This window comes from Bradyrhizobium sp. Gha (assembly GCF_900113735.1).
Classification (GTDB): domain Bacteria; phylum Pseudomonadota; class Alphaproteobacteria; order Rhizobiales; family Xanthobacteraceae; genus Bradyrhizobium.
Genome location: NZ_FOQM01000038.1, coordinates 33,621 through 59,754 on the forward strand (window position 1 = coordinate 33,621; position 26,134 = coordinate 59,754).

Sequence of the window (26,134 nt, forward strand, 5' to 3'; positions counted from 1 at the left end):
GTAGCGGCGGGTGAGGGTTCTCTCCTCTTGGGGGTTCTCGCCCAGCGGAGACAGCCCCAGCCCTCCCCCGCTAGCGGAAGAGGGAGCGCGCCTCCGCTCTGGGTACGTCGCGCCCCACCGACCCTCATTTCGACCGCTGCATCGCCGGCTTCGCGCTCGCGTGCCGCGCGGCTGAGAGATTGTGCGCGGTGTTGATCAGCGCGATGTGGGTCAGCGCCTGCGGGAAATTGCCTGTCTGGCGACGCGCGATCGAATCATACTCCTCGGCCAACAATCCGACATCGTTGGCGAGAGCTGCCACGCGATCGAACAGCGTCTGCGCCTTGTCGGTGTCGCCGGCCAGCACATGGGCATCGGCAAGCCACAGGGTGCAGGCCAGGAACGCGCCCTCGATTGGCTGGGTCTCCCCGGACATCTCGCGCGGATCGTGCCGGAGCACGAAACCGTCGCGCATCATGTGCTTTTCAATGGCAGCGACGGTGCCGCGGATGCGCGGGTCGTCTGCCGGCAGAAAGCCCACCCCCGACAGCAGCAGCACGCTGGCATCGAGCATTTTCGAGCCGTAGCATTCGACGAAGGCGTTCTCCTCCGCGTCGAAACCCTTGTTGCAGACGTCGTGGTGAATGGCGTCGCGCAAGGTGCGCCAGTGCAGCAGCGGTGCCTTGAAGCCGAATGTCTCGGCGCTCTTGATGGCACGATCGAAGGCCACCCAGGTCATCACCTTGGAGAAGACGTAATGCCTGGGCTGGCCGCGCCGCTCCCAGATGCCATGATCGGGCTGGTCCCAGACCTCGGCGAGATGCTGGAGCACCGCGCATTCCAGCGCCCAGGTCGCTTCATCATCGAGCTTGAGCTTGGCCATCCGCGACTGGTGGAAGGCATCGATCAACTCGCCGTAGACGTCGAGTTGGAGCTGCGCATGGGCGGCATTGCCGACGCGCACCGGCTGCGCGCCCTCGTAGCCGCCGAGCCAGCCGGCCTCCCATTCCAGGAGGCGCCGCTGGCCCCAGATGCCATACATGATCTGCATGTTTTCGGGCGAGCCGGCCGCGGCGCGCAGGAGCCAGCTGTGCCAGGCCGAAGCCTCCTCAGTATACCCGGCGTTCATCAGCGCCAGCAGCGTGAAGGTGGCGTCGCGCAGCCAGCAGAAGCGATAGTCCCAATTCCTGGCGCCGCCGAGCTTTTCCGGCAGCGACGTGGTCGGCGCCGCGACGATGCCGCCGGTGGGGGCGAAGGTCAGCGCCTTCAACGTGATCAGCGAGCGCATGACGAGATTCTGGTAATCGCCCTCGCGATCACAGCGGTCACTCCACTGCTTCCAGAATTTCTCGGTCTCGCGGAGCGCGGTCTCGGGATCGATCGCCTGGGGCGGATCGATATGCGAAGGACCGTAGGTCAGCACGAACGGCACGGTCTCGCCGTCCCTGACCTCGAACTCGGCGACCGTGGTCAGATTCTCGCCGCGGGTCTCGACCGGCGTGCGCAGCACCGTCATATCCTGGCCCGCGACCGCCAGCAGCGAGTGGTCGATCTTCCGCACCCAGGGAATGTCGACGCCGAAGCCGAAGCGGATCACCAGCTCCATCCGCATCTTCATCGTACCCGTGAGGCCGCGCACCAGCCGCACGATGTCGGAGGCCTTGCCACGCGGCGGCATGAAGTCGATCAGCACGGCGGTGCCGCCTTTGGTCTCAAATCGTGTTTCCAGGATGAGGGTGTCGCCGAGATAGCGGCGTGAAATCGTGGTGACGTCCTCGCTCGGCGCAATCAGCCAGCGGCCGTTCCCGGGCGTACCGAGGATGGCGGCAAAGCAGGCGTCGGAATCGAAGGCAGGCCAGCACAGCCAGTCGATCGAGCCGTTGCGCCCGACCAGCGCTGCGGTCTCGCAGTCGCCGATCAACGCATAGTCCTCGATCTTCTGTGACAATGTCGTGCGAGCCCTGGCTTTCCGAACCTTGGAAACCCCGATTGATCAACTCCCGCCGGGCAGCGAACGTTCCCGCGTCGCCGCCTTCAATGCCGCGAGATCGACCTTGGCGGCGATCTTGTCGAGCGCAACGGGCAAGCGCTGGCGCCAGTTCGGATGCTCGTCGATGGTGCCGGGAATATTCGGCTGGTCGATCACGCCGAGCAGGTCCTCCAACGACACCGCGAGCAGACGCGACGGCGTGCGCGACAGGAAGGTGAGCACCGAGTAGAGATCGTTGGCGTTGATGCCGTTCTGGCGCAGGATCGCGTCGAGCCCGCCGAGCGCGTTCCAGCGCGCCTGATCGTCCTCGCCGGGATCGAGCCCGAGCGAGCGCTTCATCCTGAGATCGCTGAAGGAGCGCCAGCCCGCATAGGTGCAGAGGTCATGCGTGTTCAGCGTGACCAGTGCGTTGGGCCGGTAATAGTCGATATTGCGGAAATGACCGGCATCGTCGCGTTCGAACATCATGACGAGATAGGACCAGATGCCGAAATCCTGCATGGTCTCGCGGAAACCTTCCGGCACGGTGCCGAGGTCTTCGCCGATCACGATGCATTTATGGGTGACGCTCTCGCTGACCACCGCGGCCAGCAGCGCCTCGAGCGGCATCTGCACATAGGCGCCGTTGTCAGGCTTGAAGCCGCGCGGCACCAGGTACAGCCGCTTCAGTCCGAGCACGTGATCGAGCCTGATCGCGCCGGCATGCCGCATCGACGCGGCCACCATCTCGGCGAACGGCACGAAGGATTGCGCCTCCAAGCCGCCGGCGTTGAATCCGGCAAGGCCCCAATCCTGCCCAACCGTGTTGAGCACATCGGGCGGCGCGCCAACCGCAAGCTGACGCGAGATCGCGGTCTGCTCGTTCCAGGCATCGAAACCGTTGGACTGCACGCCGACGGCAACATCGAGATAGAGGCCGACGCGCATGCCGAGTTCCGCCGACAGCTCCTTCGCCGCGCGCAATTGTTCGTCGGCGGTCCACTGCACGAACTCGACGAATTCGACCTCGTGCTTGTCAGGGCCGTTGCGCAACCCGGCGCATTTGGCATCATCCGGTTGCCGCCATTCCACCGGCCATTCCCACCACGGCGCGGCGAAACGATGCCGCAGCACCTCGAAGCAGGCAAAGCGCGACAACAGCGGCGCCCGCTCGGCGCGGAAGGCATCGAACTGGTTGCGGCGGACACCGCTCGCCGACTTCACGAAACTGTCAAAGGCCGCGCGCAGGCCCAGCCATTTCAGCGCCGCCATGTCGGCGTAAGGGACCCGATCGCCTTCGCGCAGCCGCGCAGCGGTCGCGGCCGCGTCCGGAATGAGGTCCGGAGAAAATTCCGGGATGGCCTCGACATCGATATAAAGCGGATTGAGAAATAGCCGGCTATTTGGCGAATAAGGACTGCAATCGGCCGGGTGATCATCGAACAGCACATGCAGCGGATTGAGCCCGACGCCATCGGCACCCAGCTGTTTGGCGAGCCGGACGAGCCCCGCCAGATCGGTGAAATCGCCGATGCCCCAATTGCGGTCCGAACGGACGCTGTAGAGCTGCACGGCGAGCAACCAGCCGCGGTCGAAATCGCCACCAAAGGCACGCTCCGGTGCCACGATCATCGGCACCTCTTCCGTCGCACCTGCCGCATCGGTCAGGGTCAGCCGGTGATAGCCGAGCGGCAGGCCGGCGGGCCAGGCGATCACGGGCTCGCGTGTCTCACCCTTTGCGATCAAATCGCCGTTGCCGGTGATCTTCCATTGCAGCGGCACCGCGCCGGTGGAAGCGAGCTCGGTGCGCGGATTGCCCAGCGCGCGCACCACGACCGGCCCGCTGACGAAGCGGTAGACCCGCTTTTCCGGCAGGGCATCGAGGATGGATTTGAGCGCCTCGGGCGCGGTGACCCGCAGCTTTCCAAGGGCGTCGATGAATTCGGACTGAACGCCCTTGATCCGGGCTTGAGCTAAAAGATCCATTCGGCACGCAGCTTGCAGGCCATTGTCAGGCCGGTGTCATCGATTTTAATGAGGTGGTGGAAGAGGTTAGTCACGCTTAACTCGCAAACTGCGCCTCCTGTTCCCGAGGGAACCAATGCCACACAAGCGGCTTTCTATACTGGTACCAAGCGTGGATTCCCGCCAAGGGAAACGGGCTCCTGCTTTCTTGTCAATGGCATCACCGTGAACAAGACAATTCAAACTGTCGAGAGTGCCGCGGCCGGCAGCGCTTTCCTGATCGAAGACGTCTATCCCCTCATCGACGGCGGCCGCTTCGCCGTGAAGCGGATCGCGGGCGATCGGGTCGAGGTGTGGGCCGACATCTATCGCGACGGTGACGCCACCATCAGCGCCGCACTGATCTGGCGCGGCGAGCAGGAGCGAGAATGGCGGCGAGAGAGCATGATCCATCATGGCGACGACCGCTGGTCCGGCGCATTCGTTCCGACCGAGCCCGGTCCCTATGTCTATGCCATCGAAGCCTGGACCGACGAATTCGCCACCTGGCGGCACGGCGTCGAGCGCAAGCAGTTGTCCGGCAGCGACATCACGCTCGATGCGATCGAAGGCGCCGGCCTCCTGACCAAGGCGCAAGGCGCGCGGCAGGACGCGGCGGCTATCATCCTCAGGCAATGCGAGGACTATCTCGGCAGCGGCGATGTCACGCCGCTGCTCGCCACCGAACTTGGCGAGGCCATGGCGGAGAGCCAGGCGCGGCCCGACCTCACGCGATCGCCGAGCTTCCCGCTCGTCATCGAACGTGACAGAGCGCGCTTCGGCGCCTGGTATCAGATGATGCCACGCAGCCAGAGCGCGGTCGCCGGCCAGCACGGCACGTTGCGCGACTGCATCGCGCGGGTGCCCGATATCGCCGCGATGGGCTTTGACGTGCTCTATTTCACGCCTGTCCACCCGATCGGCAAAACCCGGCGCAAGGGTCGCAACAATTCACCGGGCGCGAGCGATGGCGAGCCCGGCTCGCCCTACGCGATCGGCGCGGCCGAGGGCGGCCATGATGCGCTACACCCAGAACTCGGCACCATCGAGGATTTCCGCGCGCTGGTCGCGACCTGCCTGGAATATGGCCTCGAGATCGCGCTCGATTTCGCCGTGCAATGCTCACCGGATCATCCCTGGCTGACGCAGCATCCGGAATGGTTCAAATGGCGGCCGGACCGCTCGGTGCGGACGGCGGACGGTCCTTATTCGGATATCGTCATCCCCGATTTCGCCTCCGTCGACCGGGTCGGATTGTGGAACGCCTTTCGCGACGCCATGCTGTTCTGGATCGACCACGGCGTGACCATCTTCGCGATCGATAATCACGACACAGCGCCATTACCGTTCTGGGAGTGGCTGATCCGCGACATCCGCTCGCGCCATCCCGAGGTGATCCTGTTCTCCAAGACGTTTGCGCGGCCGAAGCTGATGAGGGGCCTCGCCAAGCTCGGCTTCGCGCAGTCTTTCAGCTATTTCCCCTGGCGCACCGGGAAATGGGAGCTCGAGCAATATCTCGGCGAACTGACACGATATCCGGAGCGGGACTTCGTTCGGCCGAACCTGTTCGTCAACACGCCGGATTTGCTGCCCTACCATCTCCAAAGCGGCGAAGCCTGGATGTTCAAGTCGCGCTTCGCGCTGGCGGCCACGCTGTCGGGCAATTGTGGCCTGTACAGCGGCTTCGAACTGCTCGAGCACGAGGCCATCCCCGGCCATGAAGAATATCAGGATTCCGAAAAGTACCAGATCCGCCAGCGCGACTGGGACCGCCCCGGCAACATCAAGGCCTACATCACCGCGCTCAACCGCATCCGCCATGACAACGCCGCGCTCCAGCAGACCACCAATCTGCGCTTCCTTGGCATCGAGCACGGCGAGACGATCGCTTTCGTGAAGGAAGCGACCGAGCCGGCCAACATCGTCGTCGTGGCCATCGCCCTCTCGCGCCCAGTGCGCGAAGTCTGGTTGGCGCTCGGCGAGCTCACCATCGACGTCGGCGGCGAACGCCGCCGCATCTCCGCACTCGAAAATCTCATGACAGGCGAACAGTCCCGCATCGAATGGGGCGGGATCAGGTTGCGTATCGATCCCGACTGCGATCCGGCGCTGCTATTCCGCTGCCTGGCGTAAGGATCACGCCATGAATGTACTGTCTTCCGTCGACACCCAGAAAGCCGCGGCCGCCGAGGTCGTGGATGAGCTGTGGTACAAGGACGCGATCATCTATCAGCTCCACGTCAAGGCCTTTGCCGATAGCAACAATGACGGCATCGGCGATTTCGTCGGGTTGACCGAGAAGCTGCCCTATCTGCAGGACCTCGGCGTCACCGCGCTGTGGCTGCTGCCATTCTACCCCTCACCCGGCCGCGACGACGGCTACGACATCGGCGACTACGGCTCCATCAATCCCGATTTCGGGACGATGAAGGATTTCAAGCGCTTCATCCAGGAAGCGCAGAAGCGCGGGCTGCGCGTCATCACCGAGCTCGTCATCAACCACACCTCCGACCAGCATGATTGGTTCAAGCGCGCGCGCCGCAGCCCCGCAGGCTCGAGCGCCCGCAACTGGTACGTCTGGAGCGACACCGACCAGAAATACCAGGGCACGCGGATCATCTTCACCGACACCGAAAAGTCGAACTGGACCTGGGATCCCGAGGCCGGCGCGTTCTACTGGCACCGCTTCTTCTCGCACCAGCCCGATCTCAATTTCGACAATCCCCGCGTCGTCAGCGCCATCATCCAGGTGATGAAGCGCTGGCTCGACGCCGGCGTCGACGGCTTCCGCCTGGACGCCATTCCCTATCTCTGCGAGCGCGAGGGCACCTCCAACGAGAACCTGCCCGAGACGCACGCGATCATCAAGCGCCTGCGCCAGGAACTCGACGCCTATTCCAAGGGCAAGCTGTTGCTGGCCGAGGCCAATCAATGGCCCGAAGACGTGCAGGAATATTTCGGCCGCGGCGACGAATGCCAGATGGCCTACCACTTCCCACTGATGCCGCGCATCTACATGGCGATCGCGCAGGAGGACCGCTTCCCGATCACCGACATCCTGCGTCAGACGCCGGACATTCCCGCGAGCTGCCAGTGGGCGCTGTTCCTGCGCAATCATGACGAGCTGACGCTGGAGATGGTCACCGACGTCGAGCGCGACTATCTCTGGACCACCTACGCCAACGATCCCCGCGCCCGCATCAATGTCGGCATCCGCCGTCGGCTTGCGCCGCTGATGGACAACGACCGCCGCAAGATCGAGCTGATGAATTCGCTGCTGCTGTCATTTCCCGGCACGCCGATCATCTATTACGGCGACGAGATCGGGATGGGCGACAACATCTATCTCGGCGATCGCAACGGCGTGCGCACGCCGATGCAGTGGAGCCCGGACCGCAACGGCGGATTCTCCCGCGCCGATCCGGCCCGCCTGTATGCGCCGCCGATCATGGACCCGGTCTACGGCTACGATTCGGTCAACGTGGAGGCGCAGTCACGCAGTCTGTCGTCGCTGCTCAGCGCCACCAAGCGGCTGATTTCCGTGCGCAAGTCGACGCTCGCCTTCGGCCGCGGCACCATGACCTTCATCCGCCCGGCCAACCGCGCCGTGCTGGCCTATGTCCGGCAATATGGCGACGAGGTGATCCTCTGCGTCGCCAATCTGTCGCGCGCGGCGCAAGCCACCGAGCTCGACCTGTCGCCGTGGAAAGATCGCATCCCGCAGGAGATGCTCGGCCGCACCCGCTTCCCGGCGATCGGGGAGCCGCCTTACATGATCACGCTGGGGCCCTACGGCTTCTACTGGTTCCAACTCCAGGAGCGTGACAAGTCCGAGCCGGTGGTGCCGCGCGCGGTGCCGGAGTTCGAAACCCTCGTGGTACCCGTCAACTCGAACTGGGTGTCGCTCGCCCGCGAGCGCGGCGTGTTCGAGCGTGACGTTCTGCCGGGTTTCCTGTCGCGGACACGCTGGTATCCCGAGCACGATCCCAAGCACATCAAGGCAACGCTGACCTCGGCGGTGCCGTTCAGCGACATCGGCGACAACAGGCCCTGGATCGCGTTCTTCGAGACGGCGCAGGACGAGGTCACGACGCGCTACGTGCTGCCCATGCAGATCGAGTGGGTGCGGTTCGACCGCGAGCGCTTCAACCCGAAGGCGCTCGCCGCCGTGCGCCAGGGTGCGCGCGAAGGCACGCTGCTCGACGTCGCGACCGACCAGATCTTCATTGGGCTGTTCCTGCGAGGCTTGTCGCAGAACCTGGTGGTGGACGAGAACAATCTGCGGCTCGAGTTCAAGGCCACCAGCCGGTTCGCCGAATACATCATCAAGGAGCCCGCGCGCATCCGCGCCGTCGAGCAGTCGAACAGCACAGCGCTGGTCGACAATCAGTATGTGGCCAAGATCCATCGCCGGCTCGAGAGCGGCATCAATCCCGAGATCGAGATCGGTCACTACCTCACTGAAGTCGCCCGCTTTGCCAACGCGCCGGCGCTGCTCGGCAGCGTCGAGCTGGTCGAAGGCGGTAGCCACAGCGCGATCGGCGTTCTGCACGCCTATGTCGAGAACCAGGGCGATGGATGGGCGGTGACCACGGGCTATCTGGACCGCTACATCGATGAGCAGCGGTTAGGGCCGGTCGGCGAGATGCCCCGGGTGACCCAGGAGCAGGCGCCCTATCTGCACTTCATGGCGCAAATCGGCCGGCGTCTCGCCGAACTGCACATGGCGCTCGCGACCGCCAAGACGACCGACCTCGCCCCGGAAGCGATCGGCCCTGAGGATGTCAAGCGTTGGACATCCGACCTCAAGGGACGCGCCGAGCGGGTGTTCGAGCGCCTTGCCGACATCAGGGACGGCCTGCGCGAGGGCGACCGGCCCCTGATCGACCGGCTGGTGGCGGCGCGCGCGACCGTGCCGGACCATATCAACGCGCTCTTGCCATCCGGCATCGGCGGGTTGAACATCCGTCATCATGGCGACTTCCGGCTCGGGCAAACTCTGATCGTGAAGGACGACATCTTCATCATCGATTTCGACGGCGATCCGCATCTTACGTTGGCCGACAGGCGCCGCAAGCTGCCTGCGGCGCGCGACGTCGCCGGCCTGGTCCGCTCAATTGATCTTTCGGTTAACGCGGCGCTTCACCGCGCCCTGTCGGGGGCCAGTGACGAACAGGGCCGGCTTGCCGCCGCGCTCGGCGAATGGCGCGAACATGCCACCTCGACCTTCTTGACCGCCTATCGCGAGGCCATGACCGATCCGCGGATCTGGCCGCAACAGAGGCACGCTGCGGAAAACATGTTAAGGTATTTCCTGCTTGATCAAGCGTTCGTCGAAGTAGAGTACGAGCTGTCCCACCGGCCGGAGGGGCTCAATGGGGCGCTGGCCGGGCTGCTTCGCATTTTGTCCAATGAGAGCGAAGCCCATGCCTAAACTGCCAGCCGAGGCCTACGCGATCATCGAGGGCCGCCATTCCGACCCCTTCCACTATCTCGGGATGCATCCGGAGGGCGACAAGAGCGTGGTACGGGCCTTCCTGCCCGAGGCTTCCAATGTCGAAGCGGTCGGCGAGCATGGCGAGGTCGCAAAGCTCGATCGCGTCCACGCGTCCGGTCTGTTCATCGGCCCGCTGCCCAATGGCTCCAAGCACTACCAGCTCCGCGCCAAATTCGGCGACAACGTCGTCGAATTCGAGGACGCCTACCGCTTTCCGCCGATCCTGAGCGATTTCGACCTCTATTTGCTCGGCGAAGGCACGCACCAGCGCCTTTACGACAAGCTCGGCGCGCATCCAATGCGGCTGCAAGGCATCGACGGCATCGGCTTCGTCGTGCTGGCGCCGAACGCGCGGCGCGTCTCGGTGGTCGGCGATTTCAACTTCTGGGACGGCCGGCGCCATCCGATGCGGGTGCGCGGCGCCGGTTATTGGGAATTGTTCATTCCGCACGCCAAGCCCGGCGATCACTACAAGTTCGAGATCATTGGCCCGCATGGCCATCTGCTGCCGCTGAAATCCGATCCCATGGCATTCGCGAGCGAGCTGCGGCCGAAGACGGCTTCCATCGTGTTCGACGAGGCGCATTTGCCGCGGCCGCGCCCGGCGCCTGATGGCATCAATGCGCTGTCGGCGCCGATGTCGATCTACGAGGTTCATCTCGGCTCATGGCGGCGCAAGGACGGCAATGAATGGCTGACCTATCGCGAGCTCGCCGAGGAGCTTCCGGCCTATGCCCGCGACATGGGCTTTACCCACCTCGAATTCCTGCCCGTGAGCGAGCATCCGTTCGACGGCTCCTGGGGCTATCAGCCGACCGGCCTCTATGCGCCGACCAGCCGCTTCGGCACGCCGGAGGATTTCGCCGCGCTGATCGATGCCTGCCACCGCGAGGGCATCGGCGTGCTGCTCGACTGGGTGCCTGGTCACTTCCCTGACGATCCGCATGGGCTCGGCAGCTTCGACGGCACGTCGCTCTACGAGCACGCCAATCCCCTGCAGGGCCGCCACCTCGACTGGGGCACGCTGATCTACAATTACGGCCGCACCGAAGTGACGAATTTCCTGGTCTCGAACGCGCTGTTCTGGCTGGAGCGTTACGCCATCGACGGCCTGCGCGTCGATGCGGTCGCATCCATGCTCTATCTCGACTACAGTCGCCCGCCCGGCGCCTGGATTCCGAACCAGTATGGCGGCCGCGAGAACATCGAGGCGATCAACTTCCTGCGCCGCTTCAACACCGAGCTGTTCGCGCGCTTTCCGCAGGCGACCACGGCGGCGGAAGAATCCACGGCGTGGCCGCAGGTCTCGCGCCCGGTCGAATTCGGCGGGCTCGGCTTCGGCTACAAGTGGAACATGGGCTGGATGCACGACACGTTGAATTACATCAGCAAGGATCCCATCCACCGCAAGCATCATCACGGCGAGATCCTGTTCGGCCTGCACTACGCGTTCTCTGAAAACTTCATCTTGCCGCTGTCGCATGACGAGGTGGTGCACGGCAAGCGCTCGCTGCTCGGCCGCATGCCCGGCGACGAATGGCAGCGCTTCGCCAATTTGCGCGCCTATTACAGCTTCATGTTCGGCCATCCCGGCAAGAAGCTGCTTTTCATGGGCGGCGAGATCGCTCAGAGCCGGGAGTGGAATCACGACCAGTCACTCGACTGGCACCTGCTCGAATACAAGTACCATTCCGGCATCCAATCCCTGATCCGCGACCTCAACCGGCTCTACCGCGCGGTGCCGGCGCTGCACCAGATGGATTGCGACCATGCCGGCTTCGAATGGCTGATCACCGATGATGCCAACCGCAACGTCTTTGCCTGGCTGCGCAAGGGCTTTGACGAGCACGCGCGATGTCTCGTGGTCACCAACTTCTCGCCCAACGTTTATCGCAACTATCGCGTCCCGGTACCCTTCGCCGGCAAGTGGAAGGAAGTGTTCAATTCGGACTCCGCCCATTACGGCGGAACAAATGTCGGGAACATCGGCGAGGTGCAAACCATTGAAGGCAAGGCGCCCGAGCTCCGCCTCACCATTCCGCCGCTCGCCGCGATCTTCCTCGTTCCGGAAAGCTGACCGATGCGCCTGACTGCTGGATCGCCCGCACGCCTCGGTGCAAGCTGGGACGGACGCGGCACCAATTTCGCGTTGTTCTCCGCCAATGCACAGAAGGTCGAGCTGTGCCTGTTCGACACGCAGGGGCGCCGCGAGCTCGAACGCATCGAGCTGCCTGAAAGAACCGAGGACGTCTGGCACGGCTATCTCAACGACGTCTCGCCGGGACAGCTCTACGGCTACCGCGTGCACGGCCCCTACGAGCCGGAGCACGGCCACCGCTTCAACGCCAACAAGCTGCTGCTCGACCCCTACGCCAAGCGGCTTGCCGGACGCCTGGTCTGGAGCGATGCGCATTTCGCCTATCGGACCGGCTCGGCGCGGGAGGACCTGTCGTTCGACCGGCGCGACAATGCGCGCGGCATGCCCAAGGCGGTCGTGGTCGACGAGACATTCAACTGGGGCCGGCGCGAGATCCGGCCCAACGTCGCCTGGGAAGACACGATCATCTACGAAGCCCACGTCAAGGGCCTGACGCAGAAGCGCGACGACGTGCCGCCGAATCTGCGCGGCACTTATGGCGGGTTGTCGTCGCCGGCGATGATCGAGCACCTGAAGAAGCTCGGCGTCACCACGATCGAGCTGCTGCCGATCCACAGCTTCGTCGACGATCGCATCCTGGTCGAGAAGAAGCTCGCCAATTACTGGGGCTACAACACGTTGTCCTTCTTCGCGCCGGAGCAGCGCTACGCCCAGGACAACGCGCTCGATTCCTTCCGCACCACGGTGGCGCGGCTGCACGATGCCGGCATCGAGGTCATGCTCGACGTCGTCTATAACCACACCGCCGAGGGCAATCACCTGGGGCCGACGCTGTGCTATCGTGGTATCGACAACGCCTCCTATTACTGGCTGAGCCGCGAGAACCCGCGCTATTACGACGACTTCACCGGCTGCGGGTCGTCCGTGAACCTCACCCATCCGCGCGTGCTGCAGATGGTGATGGATTCGCTTCGCTACTGGGTCGAGGTCTGCCACGTCGACGGCTTCCGCTTCGACCTCGCCACCACGCTTGCGCGCGGGCCCAACGGATATGATCGCGGCATCGCGTTCCTGACCGCGATCCGGCAGGACCCGGTGCTCGCCACGGTCAAGCTCGTCGCAGAACCATGGGACCTCGGCCTCGGCGGCTATCAGGTCGGCGCATTCCCGTCGCAATGGTCGGAATGGAATGATCGCTATCGCAGCGCGATGCGCCGCTACTGGAGCGGCGAAGGCAGCCTGATCGGCGATATCTCCAGCCGCATGACGGCGTCCTCCGACCTGTTCAACCACGACGGTCGGCGGCCGCGCGCCAGCATCAACCACATCACCGTGCATGACGGTTTCACACTCGCCGACCTCTTCAGCTACAACGAGAAGCACAACGAGGCCAATGGCGAGGACAATCGCGACGGCTCCAACGACAACCACAGCAACAATTGCGGCGTGGAGGGCCCGACCGACGATCCCGCCATCCTCGCGCTGCGGCGGCAGCTGCGCAAGAACGTGCTGGCCTGCCTGATGCTGGCGCAGGGCATCCCGCTGATCCTCGCCGGCGACGAGGTCGGAAACACGCAATCCGGCAACAACAATGCCTATTGTCAGGACAACGAGATCGGCTGGGTCGGCTGGGACAATCTCGGCAAGGACGGCGACGACATGATCGATTTCGTCGCCCATCTCACCGGCATCCGCGGCCGCTTCTCCCAGCTTCGCAGCCATCGCTGGCTCGACGGTCGGCCGAAGGATGGCATCTCCTACGGTGCTTTATGGCTGACGCCTGAAGGCAACGAGATGACGGAGAGCGACTGGACCTTCCCGGATGGGCGCTTCCTTTCTTATGTGGTCGGACCCGTGGAACCGGGCAGCGCGGCGATCTTTATCGTACTGAACGCCGCCCCCGAAGAGATCGCATTCAAATTGCCAAAGATGCCCGAATACAAGAGCTGGCAGCAAATCCTGAACACGACGGATGCCAAGCTGAACAGCACTGACTTCCTGCCCGGGAGCGACAGCAAGGCGCCGCCGCGTTCCGTGCTCGCCTTTACGGGGGCGCTATGAGGCCATCCTTCGGGGCGAAGCCGACCAAGGACGGCGTGTCGTTCCGTTTGTGGGCGCCCGGCGCGCGTCGCGTCGATCTGCTGCTCGAGGGGCGACATGCCATGCAGCGCCGGCAGGATGGCTGGTATGTCGCCGACATTGCGGGCCTTTCTGCTGGCAGCTCCTACAAGTTCAGGATCGACGACGAGATCGATGTGCCGGATCCGGCCTCCGCCTTCCAGCCCGAGGACGTCTCCGGCCCGAGCGAGGTGATCGACCACGACGCCTTTGCGTGGCGCGCGACGGATTGGCGCGGTCGCCCCTGGGAAGAGACGGTGCTGATCGAGGCCCATGTCGGCACCTTCACGCGCGATGGCACCTATCGCGCCATGATCGACAAGCTCGATCATCTCGTGAGGACCGGCATCACGGCGCTGGAGCTGATGCCGCTCGCCGACTTCGCCGGGCGTCGCGGCTGGGGCTATGACGGAGTGCTCTGGTACGCGCCCGACAGCGCCTACGGCCGCCCCGAAGACCTGAAGTCGCTGATCGACGAAGCCCATCTGCGCGGGCTGATGGTCCTCCTCGATGTCGTCTATAATCATTTCGGCCCCGAAGGGAATTATCTCGGCCGCTACGCGCCTGATTTCTTCACCGACGCGCACACGCCGTGGGGTAGCATCATCGATTATCGCGTGCCGCAGGTCCGGGCCTTTGCGGTCGAGAATGCGCTGTCCTGGCTGACCGACTACCGCTTCGATGGGCTGAGGCTCGATGCCGCCAACCACATCATGGCGGTCCCCGGCGAGCAGTCGTCGATGCTGCAGGACCTCAGCGTCGCCGCCGGCGAGCTCGCCAAGGCCACCGGTCGCCACATCCATCTCGTGCTGGAGAATGGCGACAACCGCGCCAGCCTGCTCGATGCCGCGCAGGAGCCGCCGAACGGTAAATATCGCGCGCAGTGGAACGACGACTATCATCACGTTTGGCACGTCATGCTGACCGGCGAGCACGACGGCTACTATGCCGACTACCAGACGCCGCGCATGGATCTGGCGCGCGCGCTCGCGTCCGGCTTCGTTTATCAGGGCGAGATCTCCGAATTCTGGGGCAAGAAGCCGCGCGGCGAGCCGAGCGGCGATCTGCCGCCGGCAACCTTCGTCAACTTCCTGCAAAACCACGACCAGATCGGCAACCGCCCGTTCGGCGATCGGCTGGAGAGCCTGGCCTCGCCCGAGCAAATCGACACCGCGCTCGCGGTGACGCTGCTCGCACCGATGGTGCCGATGCTGTTTCAGGGCGAGGAATGGGGTTCCAAGGTGCCCTTCCCGTTCTTCTGCGATTTCCAGGGCGGCCTCGCGGATGCCGTGCGCAAGGGGCGCAAGCAGGAATATGCCTGGGCCTATGAGAAATACGGCGAGGAAGTGCCCGACCCGCTCGATCCGGCCACACCGCAATCGGCTGTGCTTGATTGGACCGGCCACACGGTGGAACAGGACGCGCGGCTCGCACGGGTGCGCGACCTGCTCGCAGTTCGCCGCAAGGAAATCATGCCGCGGCTGAAGGGGGCGAGCTTCGGTGCTGCCGAGGCCGCAGACAGCGGCCTCCTCACCGCCCATTGGCGGATGGGCGATGGCACGACGCTGCGGCTCACCGCAAATCTGTCGGACAAGCCTATCGCGCTTTCCAACGACAATGCCGGCACGCCGATCTGGGGCGGCGCGACCGGTGACCGGCTTCCGCCCTGGTCGGTGGTCTGGCATCTCGGAGGTTGAGATGCCTTCCGAGATTCCGCTCGCAACTTACCGGCTCCAGCTGACTGCGGAGTTCGACTTCGACAAGGCCGCCGCGGTGGTGCCTTACCTGAAGGCGCTGGGGATCACGCATCTCTATGCCTCGCCAGTGATGAAGGCCCGCAAGGGCTCGACTCACGGCTACGACACCGTCGATCACAGCCAGTTCAATCCCGAGCTCGGCGGCGAGGCCGGCTTTGCACGGCTGAGCGAGGCGCTGACCCAGCACGACCTCGGCCTCATCATCGATTTCGTGCCGAACCATGTCGGCGTGCACTTTGCCGACAATCCCTGGTGGTTGGACGTGCTGGAATGGGGCCAGGCCTCGCCCCATGCGGTCTCGTTCGATATCGACTGGGATCAGCTGGCCTTCCGTGCCCGCGGCGGCGTGCTGCTGCCGATCCTCGGCTCGTCTTACGGCGAGGCACTCGAGCGCGGCGAGATCGAGCTACGCTACGATCCGGATGAGGGCAGCCTTTCGGCCTGGTATTTCGAGCACCGCCTGCCGATCGCGCCGGAGCGCTATGGCGAGATCTTGCGGATGATCGTGAAGGAAGCGGACGCTGCCGATACCGTCGCCGGCAAACGCCTGCTCTCGCTCGCCGCACGCTACACGGGCTTGCGCCGTCCCAATCGCAAGGAGGCGCCCGCCTTCAAGGCGGAACTGAAGGAGATCGCTGGCAGCGCCGACATCATCACCCACGGCCTTGCGGCGTATCGTGCGGCCAAGGATCGCCCGGCGCAGACGCTGGCGCTGCATCATCTGCTCGAGCGGCAGCATTACAAGCTCGGCCATTGGCGGCTCGCCTCCAGCGACATCAACTATCGGCGCTTCTTCGACGTCAACGGGCTCGCAGGCCTGCGCGTCGAGGACGCGAGCACGTTTGCCGCCACGCACCGGCTGGTGAAACAGCTCGTCGCTGAGGGAAAGCTGCAGGGCATTCGCCTCGATCACATCGATGGCCTGCGCGATCCCGCTCAATATTGCCAACGATTGCGCCGGCTGGTGCGCGATGCGCAAGGCAATACCAAGCCATTCTACACGGTGATCGAAAAAATCCTGTGCGAGCACGAAAAACTGCCGCACTTCGCCGGCGTCCAGGGCACCACCGGATACGAGTGGATGAATGCCATCACCCAGGTGCTGGTGGATGCGAAGGGGCTGGAGGCGCTGGACGAGACCTGGCGGCAGATCAGCAACCGCTCGCCGCGGCTCGGACCCTACGTCAAGGAGGCCAAGCGGCGCGTGCTGGAGACGCTGCTCACCAGCGAATTCACCGTGCTGACACGCCTGCTCGCCCGGATCGCCAACGGCCATTATTCGACCCGCGACTTCTCCGCCGACAGTTTGCGGCAGGCACTCGAATTGTACGTGCTGCATTTTCCTGTTTATCGCACCTATCTGACGCACAGCGGCCCGACGGTGCTCGACCGAAAACTGATCGATGACACCATCGAACGCGCCCGGGCGGAGTGGTTCGCCGCCGATGAAGGCATCTTCGAGTTCCTGCATGATGCCCTGACCATGGACCTGCTCAAGCCCGGCCGCCCGCCGCACAGCGCTCCCCGCGTGCGTCGCTTTGCGCTGAAGGTGCAGCAGTTCACCGGGCCTGTCATGGCGAAGTCGCTGGAGGACACCGCATTCTACCAGTTCCACCGGCTGCTGGCGCTGAACGAGGTCGGCGGCGATCCTGCCAGCAAGGGCCTCGCTATTCCCGCCTTCCACGCGGCGATGCGCGTCCGCGCCAAGGAATGGCCGCAAGGGATGACGGCGACCGCGACCCACGATACCAAGCGCGGCGAGGATGCGCGTGCGCGCATCGCGGCGCTCAGCGAAATTCCCGGCGAATGGACCAGCGCGGCGGCGCGATGGAAGGTGCTGAACGCGTCGCACCTTGTCCTCAACGGCGATCTGCGCGCGCCGTCGGCGACGTTCGAATACATGCTCTACCAGACCCTGCTCGGCGCCTGGCCGCTGCAAGGGCCGAATGCGGGCTTCGTCGAGCGAATCCAGGCCTATGCGCTCAAGGCGGCGCGCGAGGGCAAGGAGGAGACGAGCTGGCTCAATCCGCATGAGGCGTATGAGAACGGGGTGAAAAGCTTCATCGAGAAGATTCTCGATCCGGCGCGGTCAGGTGAATTCCTGGAGGCGCTGCAGACGCTGGGCCGCCGCGTCGCACAGCTCGGCGCGCTGAACTCGCTGAGCCAGCTCACGCTGAAGGCGACGCTTCCCGGCGTTCCCGATTTTTACCAGGGCACCGAATATTGGGACCTCTCGCTGGTTGATCCCGACAATCGCCGCCCCGTGGATTTTGTCGCGCGCAGCACCGCCCTGACGTCGCTGGACGCGCCGGACTGGAATGGATTGATCAAGAGCTGGCCGGATGGCGAGCTCAAGCTGGCCTGGACACGGCACCTGCTCAGGCTGCGCAACGCATGCGCCGACGTCTTCGCGCAAGGCGACTACCAGCCGCTGCAGGTGCGTGGCGCCCACGCCGGCCATGTCATCGCCTTCGCCCGCCAGCATGGCCGCGATGCGGCGATCGTCGTGGTCGGGCGTCAGTTCGCGCCCTTTACGCAAGCAGGTCGGGAATGGCCTGTGTTTGACGGCTTCGACGCGACTGTCGACGTCAGCGGTTACCAGGCGCCGGGCCTTGCCGGCAACGAATTGCCGGTGGCTCAGGTTTTTCGTGATCTACCCGCGGGCGTCATCGAAGCCCGCACCAAAAGCCAGGCCAAATCGCCCCGCCAGCGCGCCCCCGCCTGACCCTCACTTCCCGTCGTCCTTGGTCAGCAGCAACTGTCCGCGCTTGCGGATGGTCGCCTGCGCCATCTCGGCAAAGCGCTGCAGCAGCCACGGCAACACGACCTGCACCGCGACATGGTCGTCGGTGACATCAACCTGCCCGCTCGCGATCTGCCCGAGGGCGCGGATGCGAAAATTCATGGTGTCGCCGTTCCAGCGCTCCTCCTCGACCTGCATCACGGGAATGCTGGCCGCGGCACGACCGAGCCCGGTCTTGAGCCGGCGCACCGCCTCCTCCCTGCCGAGACGATGCGGAATGGAGACGACAAGTGGTGCTGACATGGCCTCTGCCCTGCGGTGACTGATCCTCACATAGTCATGTCGGCCGGACGGTCAAAGGTTCCATTCAAGTTGAACCCGTCGTTCCGTTTCAAAATCGGAACTTTAGAACCTGCGGCAAGTTGCCCTCCGCATATCGGACAGATGCAACGACCCTTTCAACAAAGGGCTGGAGGAGATTCGCATGTCTATCGGTACAATCATTCTGATCATTTTGGTCATCGCGCTGCTCGGCGGCTTCAGTGGCATCGGTGGCGGCCCGTTCTACGGCACCGGCTATTACGGCGGCGGCGGCCTTGGGCTCCTCATCATCATTCTGCTGATCCTGCTGCTGATGGGGCGAATCTAGCCAAACCGTCATTCCGGGGCGCGCACAAGCGCGAACCCGGAATCTCGCGCCACAAATCTCTGGATTTCCGGGTTTGCGCTCGGCGCAGCCCGGAATGACAGTTTGGAAGGCACCTATTTCCTCTCCGCCAGCTTCTTCATCGCCGCCTTGATCGAGGTGGCCGCATCGTCATAGCCTTCCCAGGCTTTCGAGCGCGCCAGCAGGCCCGGCACCGTCCGCAACGTATATCGCTTCGGATCGAGATCGCTCTTCACCTGCGCCCACGTCAATGGCATCGACACCGTGGCGCCGGCGCGCGCACGGGGCGATAGCGGCGCCACCGCCGTCGACATCCGATCATTGCGCAGATAGTCGAGGAAGATCTTCCCGTTGCGCAGCTTCTTGGACATGTTGAGCAGATAGCGCTCGGGATCCTCATCGGCCATCCACTGGCAGACGCCCTGCGCGAACGCCTTCGCCTCTTTCCAGCTCACCTTGTCGCGCGCGCCGTGAAGCAGCGGCACCACCAGGTGTAGCCCCTTGCCGCCGGTGGTCTTGCAAAAGCTCTCCATCCCGACATCGACCAGCCGCTGGCGCATCTCCTTGGCGGCGTCCACGACCTCGGTAAACTTGACGTCCGGCGCGGGATCGAGATCGAACACCAGGCGGCCCGGCGTGTCATAAGCGTCAGGTGCACAATTCCAGGGATGCAGTTCGACGCCGCCGATCTGTGCGACCGCAGCGAGCCCCTCGACGCGATCGATCTGCAGGTAAGGCTTGCGATCGCCCGAGACTCTTGCGAGCTCGAGCAGGTTTGACGTGCCCTGCATCGCATGGCGCTGGAAGAAGCACTCTCCTTTGATGCCATCAGGCGCACGGATCAGCGAGCATGGCCGGCCCTTGAGGTGCACGATCATCCATTCGCCGACGGCCTCGAGATAGCGCGCAAGGTCGAGCTTGGTGACCGGAGCCCCCTCTCCGTCGTCAGGCCAGAGCTCCTTGTCAGGCTTGGAAATGACGACGCCCATCACTTCGGCGGTGCCGGTCGTCTTCGACGACTTGTCGGCCTTCGGCGCGACGCGCTTCCGGGCCGAGGGTTTTGCCAGTTTGGTATCGGCAGGGGTTTCCGCCTGGACCTCCTCGGCCGGCTTGTCCTGCCGCAGGCCCTTGAAGGCCGCCTGGCGGATATTGCCGTCGGCGGTGAAACCGGCGAATTCGATCTCGGCCACGAGCTCCGGCTTGAGCCAGTGCACGTCGCGGGTCTTTTTCGGCGCATTCTTGCCGCCGAAGGGACTTTCCTTGGCCTCCAGGGCCTTCAGCGACGGCATGATCCGAGCGACCTTGTCGGCGCCAAAACCAGTCCCGACCATGCCGACAAAGGCGAGATGGTCGCCACGATGCACACCCGCCATCAGCGAACGGAATTTTCCGTCGGTGGTCTTGTAGCCGCCGATCACGACCTCGTGGCCCGCGCGGCATTTCGCCTTGGTCCAGCTCTCCGTGCGGCCCGAACGGTAGGGTGCGTCCAGCTTCTTCGACACCACGCCTTCGAGCTCGAGCTTGCAGGCCGATTGCAGCACCGCTTCGCCGCCGCTCTCGAAATGCTCGACATAGCGGATCTGGCTCGACTTCTTCTTGCGCGCCTCCAGCAACTCCTTCAGCCGGTCCTTGCGGTCGCTGAGCGGCAGACCGCGATAGTCGAGGCCCTCGGCGAACAGCAGATCGAAGGCGAAGAAAATCAGGTCCTCGGTCTTGCCGTCGGACAGCGCGGCCTGGAGCGAGGAAAAGTTCGGCGCGCCGTTGTGGTCGAGCGCAACAATCTCGCCGTCGATGAGCACATCCGGCAACGCGCCCGCCTCCTTCGCGATCGACGCGAACTTCCCGGTCCAGTCGAGGCCCTTCCGGGTCTTCAGCGTCGCCTCTCCGTCCTCGACGCGGAGCTGCACGCGGTAACCGTCGAATTTGATCTCGTGACACCAGCCATCGGCTGCAGGCGGCCGCTCGACCGAGGTGCAGAGCTGCGGCGCGACGAAATCCGGCATCTCCGAGACCTTCTTGGCCTTCGTCGCGGTCGTCGCCTTCGCTTTAGAGGTCTTGGCGCTCTTCAAAGCGGCCCGCGGCGCCGGCTTGAGCGTGCGCCCCTTGGTCTCGTCGACGCGATTGGATTGCCAGACCGCATCGGCCTTGCCCTTCGTTCCCTTTGCCAGCATGAACGGCTTCGGTGCCCGCCCCTTGCCCTCGGCGATCTGGTCCATGGCGCGGCCGGAGGCCACGGACTTGTCCTCGGCCAGAATATCCTGGCCCTCGCTGGCATACTCGTCGCGGTGCTTGATCAGGAGCCAGTTGGTGCGTTTCTCGCCGCCGCGGTTACGCATGCGCACCAGCACCCAGCTGCCATGCAGCTTGTCGCCATGCAGCGTGAACTTGAGGTCGCCCTTCCTGAAGCCGGCTTCGGGATCATCGGACTCCCAGGTGCCGCGGTCCCACAGCATCACCGTGCCGCCGCCATATTGTCCTTCCGGAATGGTGCCTTCGAAATCGCCGTAGTCGAGGGGGTGGTCCTCGACTTCCACCGCCAGTCGCTTGTCCTGCGGATTGAGCGATGGGCCCTTCGTCACCGCCCACGACTTGAAGACGCCGTCGAATTCGAGCCTGAGATCGTAGTGCAGCCGGGTCGCATCATGTTTCTGGATCACGAAACGCCGCTGCTTCGAGGGCGCCACTGCGGTCTTGCCCGACGGCTCGGGCGTCTTCTCGAAATCACGCTTCTTTCGATAGGTGGAGAGTTTTTGCAGCACGACCGGTCCCGCTTCACTTTCGGCATTCAGCCTATCACGGCTAAAGTCCCGCCCGGAACCAAAACCCCGGAGGCCGGTTGGAGTTCCTGAAAGGCCTTGAAATCACTGGAGAATGGAATGGCTCCGCGCGCCTATTGGAAGGGAACGTTGAAGCTGTCGCTGGTCAGCTGCCCGGTCGTGCTTTATCCGGCCACGACGGCGGCCGAGAAGACGCGGTTTCACCTGATCAACCGCGAGACCGGCAACCGCCTCAAGCAGCAGATGGTGGATTCGGAAACAGGCGAAGTCGTCGAGAGCGACCAGAAGGGCCGCGGCTATGAGCTCTCCAAGGGCAAATATGTCGAGATCGAGCCGGAGGAGCTCGAGGCGGTGCAGATCGAGAGCAACCACACCATCGACATCGAGAGCTTCGTGCCGAGCGAGGAGATCGACCAGCGTTATCTCAATCACCCCTATTACATCGCGCCCGACGGCAAGGCCGCGATCGACGCCTTTGCCGTGATCCGCGACGCCATGAAGGACCAGGATCGCGTCGCGCTCGCCAAGATCGTGCTGACGAACCGCGAGCACATCATCGCGATCGAACCGCTCGGCAAGGGCCTGCTCGGCACCACACTGCGCTTCCCTTATGAGCTGCGCGACGAGCACGAATTTTTTGGCGACATCAAGAGCCCGAAGATCACCAAGGACATGGTCGAGCTCGCCGGCCACATCCTGCACACCAAGGCCGCGCATTTCGATCCGAGCGAGTTCAAGGACGAATACGAGACCGCCCTGAAGTCATTGGTGAAACGCAAGGCCAGCGGCAAGACGATCGAGCTGCCGGAGCCGGAGGAACGTCCCAGCAATGTCGTCAGCCTGATGGATGCGCTGAAGCAGAGCTTGAAGGGGCGGGCTGCGAAGAAGACGACGGCGAAGTCGCATCCGCGGCGTGCGACCGGGCGGCACCGCGCCGCGAAGAAGGCGCATCGTTCCACGGCGCGTCACAGGAAGGCTGGGTAGCTCCCCGTCATTGCGAGCGCAGCGGCGCAATCCAAAATCTTTCCGCGGAGGGACCCTGGATTGCGTCGCTGCGCTCGCAACGACGATGTGGATAGAGCATCGCCCCCAATAGGAACGTCAATCCCCCGCCTTCAGCCGGTACCCGATCCCGGTCTCGGTCAGCACGTATTGCGGCCGCTCCGGATCGGCCTCGATCTTCTGGCGGAGCTGGCGAACATAGACCCGCAGATATTGCGGATCGGTCAGTTCATCCCAGAGCTCCTTGAGCAGGAAGCGATGGGTCAGCACCTTGCCGGCGTGCTGCACCAGGACGCGCAGCAGGTCATATTCCTTCGGCGACAGTTTGACGTCGCGCTCGCCGAGCTTGACGATGCGACGAACGAGATCGACCGAGAGATCGCCGGTGCGAAACACCGGTCGCTCGCCCTGCACCTGAAGCTGGTGCCGGAGCGCGGCGCGCAGGCGCGCCAGAAGCTCGTCCATCCCGAACGGCTTGGTCAGATAATCATCGGCGCCAAGATCGAGCGCCTGCACCTTGCCGGCCTCATCGCCGCGGCTCGACAGCACCACGATCGGCACGTTGTCATTGCGGGCGCGGATGGTACGCAGCAGCTCGTGGCCTTGAATGTCGGGCAGGCCGAGATCGAGGATGATCAGTGCGGGCTCCTCAGCGAGCTTCTCCAGCGCGATCTTGCCGTTCGATGCCTCCAGGATCTCGTAGCCCTGCGTTGAAAGCCCCATCCGCAGCAATTTGCGGATCGGCGGCTCGTCGTCGATCACTAAAAGCTTGATCGGGGCAGCACTCATGCGGCGGTATCCAATGCTTGGGCCTGTGCTGGGACCGGCAGACGGATGGTGAGAACCGCACCGCTGCGGTCGCTGCGATTGGCGGCCGTGATCGTGCCGCGCATCGCCTCGACGAAGCCGCGGGAGATCGCAAGCCCAAGCCCGGTGCCGGGGCGAACATGGTCGCCCTTCTGCACGCGGTAGAACTTGTCGAACACGCTCTCGACCTCATGGGCCGGAATGCCGGCGCCCTCGTCGGCGATCTCCAGCACGACCTGGTCGTGCTCGCGCCGGCTCTTGATCGCGATCGTGGTTTCGGCCGGCGAATATTTTGCGGCATTGTCGAGCAGGTTGAACAGCACCTGCTCGAACAGCACGGCATCGAGCTCGAGCATAGGAAGATCAGCGGCGAGGACCAGCTCGACCTTGTGCGCGGCCAATATCTTGGACGCCCGCCGCAGCGCGCTGCCCACGATCTCGCCGAGATCGTGCAGCGCCGTGTTGGGCACGATGGCACCGGATTCGAGCTTGGTCATATCGAGCAGATTGGCGATAAAGCGGTTGAGGCGCTCGGACTCGTCGATCACGGTCGCGAGCAGATCGCGCTTCTCGGTCTCGGACAGTGCGCCGGCGAGATCGCGCATGGTCGAGGCCGCGCCCAGCACGGAAGCAAGTGGCGTCTTCAGATCGTGTGAGATCGAGGTCAGCAGCGCCGAGCGCAGGCGTTCGGATTCCACGGTGCGCTTGACGCGGTCCATGTCCTCGACCAGCAGCACGCGCTCGATCGCGAGAGCGCCTTGATCGACCAGCGCATCCAGCAGCCGGCGCTGGTCCGGCGTCAGCAAAGGGCCGGTACGGTCGTCGTCGATGCCGATGACGCCGATCGGGCCGCGCCCGGTGCGCATCGGCAGGAACAGGCGCTTGGCGCCCGGCAGCGTATCCGAACCGCGGCCGGCGGAGCGGTCATTGCCCCAGGCCCAGTTGGCAGCGGCGAGGTCGGCCTGGTCGAGCTGGTCCTCCGGCGGATAGCCTGACTTCACCGTCAAAAGCCCGTCCTCCGGCAGCAACAGGACGACGCGGACCTTCAGCATCAACGCGATCTGATAGGCCGAGGCCCACAGCACGTCGTCGAGCGTCGCGGTGCCGGCGAGCTTGCGGCTGAAGGCGTAGAGCTGCTCGGTGGTCCTGATGCGGCCGATCGCGGTGTCGGCCTGCGTGCGCACGCGTGCGGCGACATTCGACACCAGGATCGCGATCAGCATGAAGAAGAAGAACGCCGCGACGTTGGTGGGATCGGTGATGGTGAAGGTGTAGACCGGTGGCAAGAAGAAGAAATTATAGGCGAGCGAGGCCGCAAGGCTCGCGAGCAGCGACGGCCAAAGGCCGTAGCGCACCGCGACCGCGACCACGGCCGTGAGCAGCACGAGATCGACGTTCTCGATGCCGAAGCGCGGCTGGAGCAACTCCGCGGCGCCGAGGCCGACCAGCACGATGCCGAGCGATTTCAGATAGGGCAGCGGATTGAACGGCTCGGAGCGCGCGGCGGTCTGCACCGCCGTCTTGGGCGCCGCCTCGCCCGGCAGCTCGTCGCCGGGAATGACGTGGACGCTGATATTGCCGGCGCGGCCAACCAGATCATGCACCACGGAGCCGCGCGTCATCTCGAACCAACGCGAGCGGGTCGACTTGCCGATCACGATCTGGGTGACGTTGTTGCCTTGCGCGAAATTGATGACGTCGTCGGCGATGCGGCGTCCGACCGCGGGGATCGTCAGCGCCTCGCCGCCGAGCGATTCGGCGAGCCGCAGCGTGTCCGCGAGCCGGTCGCGCTCCTGGTCCGAGAGCTGAAGCGATCGCCGCGTCTCGATCGAGATCGCGGTGAAGGGCGCATGCAGCCGGTCGGCCAGCCGCTTGGTGTAGCGCACGAGCCCGGCCGCGCGCGGATCCTCGCTGACGCAGACCAGGATGCGCTCGCCCGCGGCCCAGGGACCGGCGATGGCGTTCGCCTGCATGTGAGTGAGCAGCTGCTCGTCGACCCGCTCGGCCGTGCGCCGCAGCGCGAGCTCGCGCAGCGCGGTCAGGTTGCCCGGTGAAAAGTAATGCTCGAGCGCCCGCTCGGCCTGCTTGGGGACATAGACCTTGCCCTCGCGCAGGCGCTGGATCAGGTCGTCCGGCGTGAGGTCGATCAGCTCGATCGCATCCGCTCGGTCGAAGATCGAATCCGGCACGGTCTCCCGGACCCGGACATGGGTGATCTGGGCGACGACGTCGTTCAGGCTCTCGATGTGCTGGATGTTGACGGCGGTGTAGACGTCGATGCCGTGGGAGAGCAGCTCCTCGACGTCGAGATAACGCTTGGGATGGCGGCTACCGGCGGCGTTGGTGTGGGCGAGCTCGTCGACCAATGCGATGTTCGGTCGCCGCGCGATCACGGCGTCGAGGTCCATCTCCTCGACGATCTGGCCGCGATAGTCCAGCCGCTTGCGCGGGACCACTTCCAGCCCGCGCACCAGCGCCTCGGTCTCGGCGCGGCCATGGGTCTCGACGAAGCCGACCACGACGTCGATGCCGGCCTTGCGCCTGGCATGCGCGCTTTGCAGCATCTCGTAGGTCTTGCCGACGCCGGGGGCGGCGCCGACGAAGATCTTCAGCTTGCCGCTCGCGCCATCCTCCCGGCGCGCGGCTTCCAGCAGCGCCTCCGGCGACGGACGTTGTTCGGAATCGCGGCGCTGTTGAACCATCAGTCCAATATAAT

14 protein-coding genes are annotated in these 26,134 nt (G+C 64.5%); 8 read left to right on the forward strand and 6 right to left on the reverse strand.

Features of this window, described 5'->3' with window-relative positions; all coding sequences use genetic code 11:
* Window positions 1-124: 124 nt before the first annotated feature.
* Window positions 125-1,927: a glycoside hydrolase family 15 protein gene (locus BM222_RS32235; protein WP_092237540.1), complete on the reverse strand. Its 1,803-nt coding sequence runs from the start codon at window positions 1,925-1,927 to the stop codon at window positions 125-127.
* Between the two features lie 45 nt (window positions 1,928-1,972).
* Complete coding sequence (gene malQ, locus BM222_RS32240; protein ID WP_092237543.1) at window positions 1,973-3,934, reverse strand: 4-alpha-glucanotransferase; 1,962 nt, start codon at window positions 3,932-3,934, stop codon at window positions 1,973-1,975.
* 204 nt (window positions 3,935-4,138) lie between these two features.
* Between malQ and BM222_RS32245 the strand changes: the two genes are divergently transcribed.
* Genes BM222_RS32245 through treY form a run of 6 tightly spaced genes read left to right on the forward strand, consistent with a single transcriptional unit; the run spans window position 4,139 to window position 18,147 of the window.
* On the forward strand, window positions 4,139-6,085 hold the full coding sequence (locus BM222_RS32245) for a maltotransferase domain-containing protein (protein ID WP_092237547.1): 1,947 nt from the start codon (window positions 4,139-4,141) through the stop codon (window positions 6,083-6,085).
* Window positions 6,086-6,095: 10 nt separating this feature from the next.
* Window positions 6,096-9,386 carry a maltose alpha-D-glucosyltransferase gene (gene treS / locus BM222_RS32250; protein ID WP_092237550.1) on the forward strand — a complete coding sequence of 1,097 codons (3,291 nt, stop codon included), beginning with the start codon at window positions 6,096-6,098 and terminating at the stop codon, window positions 9,384-9,386.
* Window positions 9,379-11,526 carry a 1,4-alpha-glucan branching protein GlgB gene (gene glgB, locus BM222_RS32255; protein WP_092237553.1) on the forward strand — a complete coding sequence of 716 codons (2,148 nt, stop codon included), beginning with the start codon at window positions 9,379-9,381 and terminating at the stop codon, window positions 11,524-11,526. Before treS ends, glgB begins: the two co-directional genes overlap by 8 nt.
* 3 nt (window positions 11,527-11,529) lie before the next feature.
* Window positions 11,530-13,608: a glycogen debranching protein GlgX gene (glgX, locus tag BM222_RS32260; RefSeq protein ID WP_092237556.1), complete on the forward strand. Its 2,079-nt coding sequence runs from the start codon at window positions 11,530-11,532 to the stop codon at window positions 13,606-13,608.
* Window positions 13,605-15,362: a malto-oligosyltrehalose trehalohydrolase gene (gene treZ, locus BM222_RS32265; protein WP_092237559.1), complete on the forward strand. Its 1,758-nt coding sequence runs from the start codon at window positions 13,605-13,607 to the stop codon at window positions 15,360-15,362. Before glgX ends, treZ begins: the two co-directional genes overlap by 4 nt.
* Window position 15,363: 1 nt before the next feature.
* Window positions 15,364-18,147 (forward strand): malto-oligosyltrehalose synthase, encoded by a 2,784-nt coding sequence (gene treY / locus BM222_RS32270; RefSeq protein ID WP_092237562.1) that lies wholly within the window; start codon window positions 15,364-15,366, stop codon window positions 18,145-18,147.
* A 3-nt stretch (window positions 18,148-18,150) separates the two neighbouring features.
* Here the strand turns inward: treY and BM222_RS32275 are convergent, their stop codons facing one another.
* Window positions 18,151-18,468 (reverse strand): polyhydroxyalkanoic acid system family protein, encoded by a 318-nt coding sequence (locus tag BM222_RS32275; protein WP_092237566.1) that lies wholly within the window; start codon window positions 18,466-18,468, stop codon window positions 18,151-18,153.
* Between the two features lie 181 nt (window positions 18,469-18,649).
* Here BM222_RS32275 and BM222_RS32280 point away from each other — a divergent pair, with 181 nt between their 5' ends.
* The gene (locus BM222_RS32280; RefSeq protein WP_092237569.1) at window positions 18,650-18,814 is read left to right on the forward strand and encodes a DUF3309 family protein; all 165 of its coding nucleotides are present in this window, start codon (window positions 18,650-18,652) and stop codon (window positions 18,812-18,814) included.
* A gap of 113 nt (window positions 18,815-18,927) precedes the next feature.
* Here the strand turns inward: BM222_RS32280 and ligD are convergent, their stop codons facing one another.
* Window positions 18,928-21,591 carry a DNA ligase D gene (gene ligD / locus BM222_RS32285; protein ID WP_092237573.1) on the reverse strand — a complete coding sequence of 888 codons (2,664 nt, stop codon included), beginning with the start codon at window positions 21,589-21,591 and terminating at the stop codon, window positions 18,928-18,930.
* A gap of 117 nt (window positions 21,592-21,708) precedes the next feature.
* Between ligD and ku the strand changes: the two genes are divergently transcribed.
* Entirely contained in the window at window positions 21,709-22,593 is an 885-nt protein-coding gene (gene ku, locus BM222_RS32290; protein ID WP_092237576.1) for a non-homologous end joining protein Ku, read from the forward strand.
* A gap of 117 nt (window positions 22,594-22,710) precedes the next feature.
* Here the strand turns inward: ku and BM222_RS32295 are convergent, their stop codons facing one another.
* Window positions 22,711-23,400, reverse strand: coding sequence for a response regulator transcription factor (locus tag BM222_RS32295; protein ID WP_092237579.1), 690 nt, complete (start codon window positions 23,398-23,400; stop codon window positions 22,711-22,713).
* Entirely contained in the window at window positions 23,397-26,120 is a 2,724-nt protein-coding gene (locus BM222_RS32300; RefSeq protein ID WP_092237584.1) for a DUF4118 domain-containing protein, read from the reverse strand. The genes BM222_RS32295 and BM222_RS32300 overlap by 4 nt, the downstream gene beginning before the upstream one ends.
* Window positions 26,121-26,134: the final 14 nt, after the last annotated feature.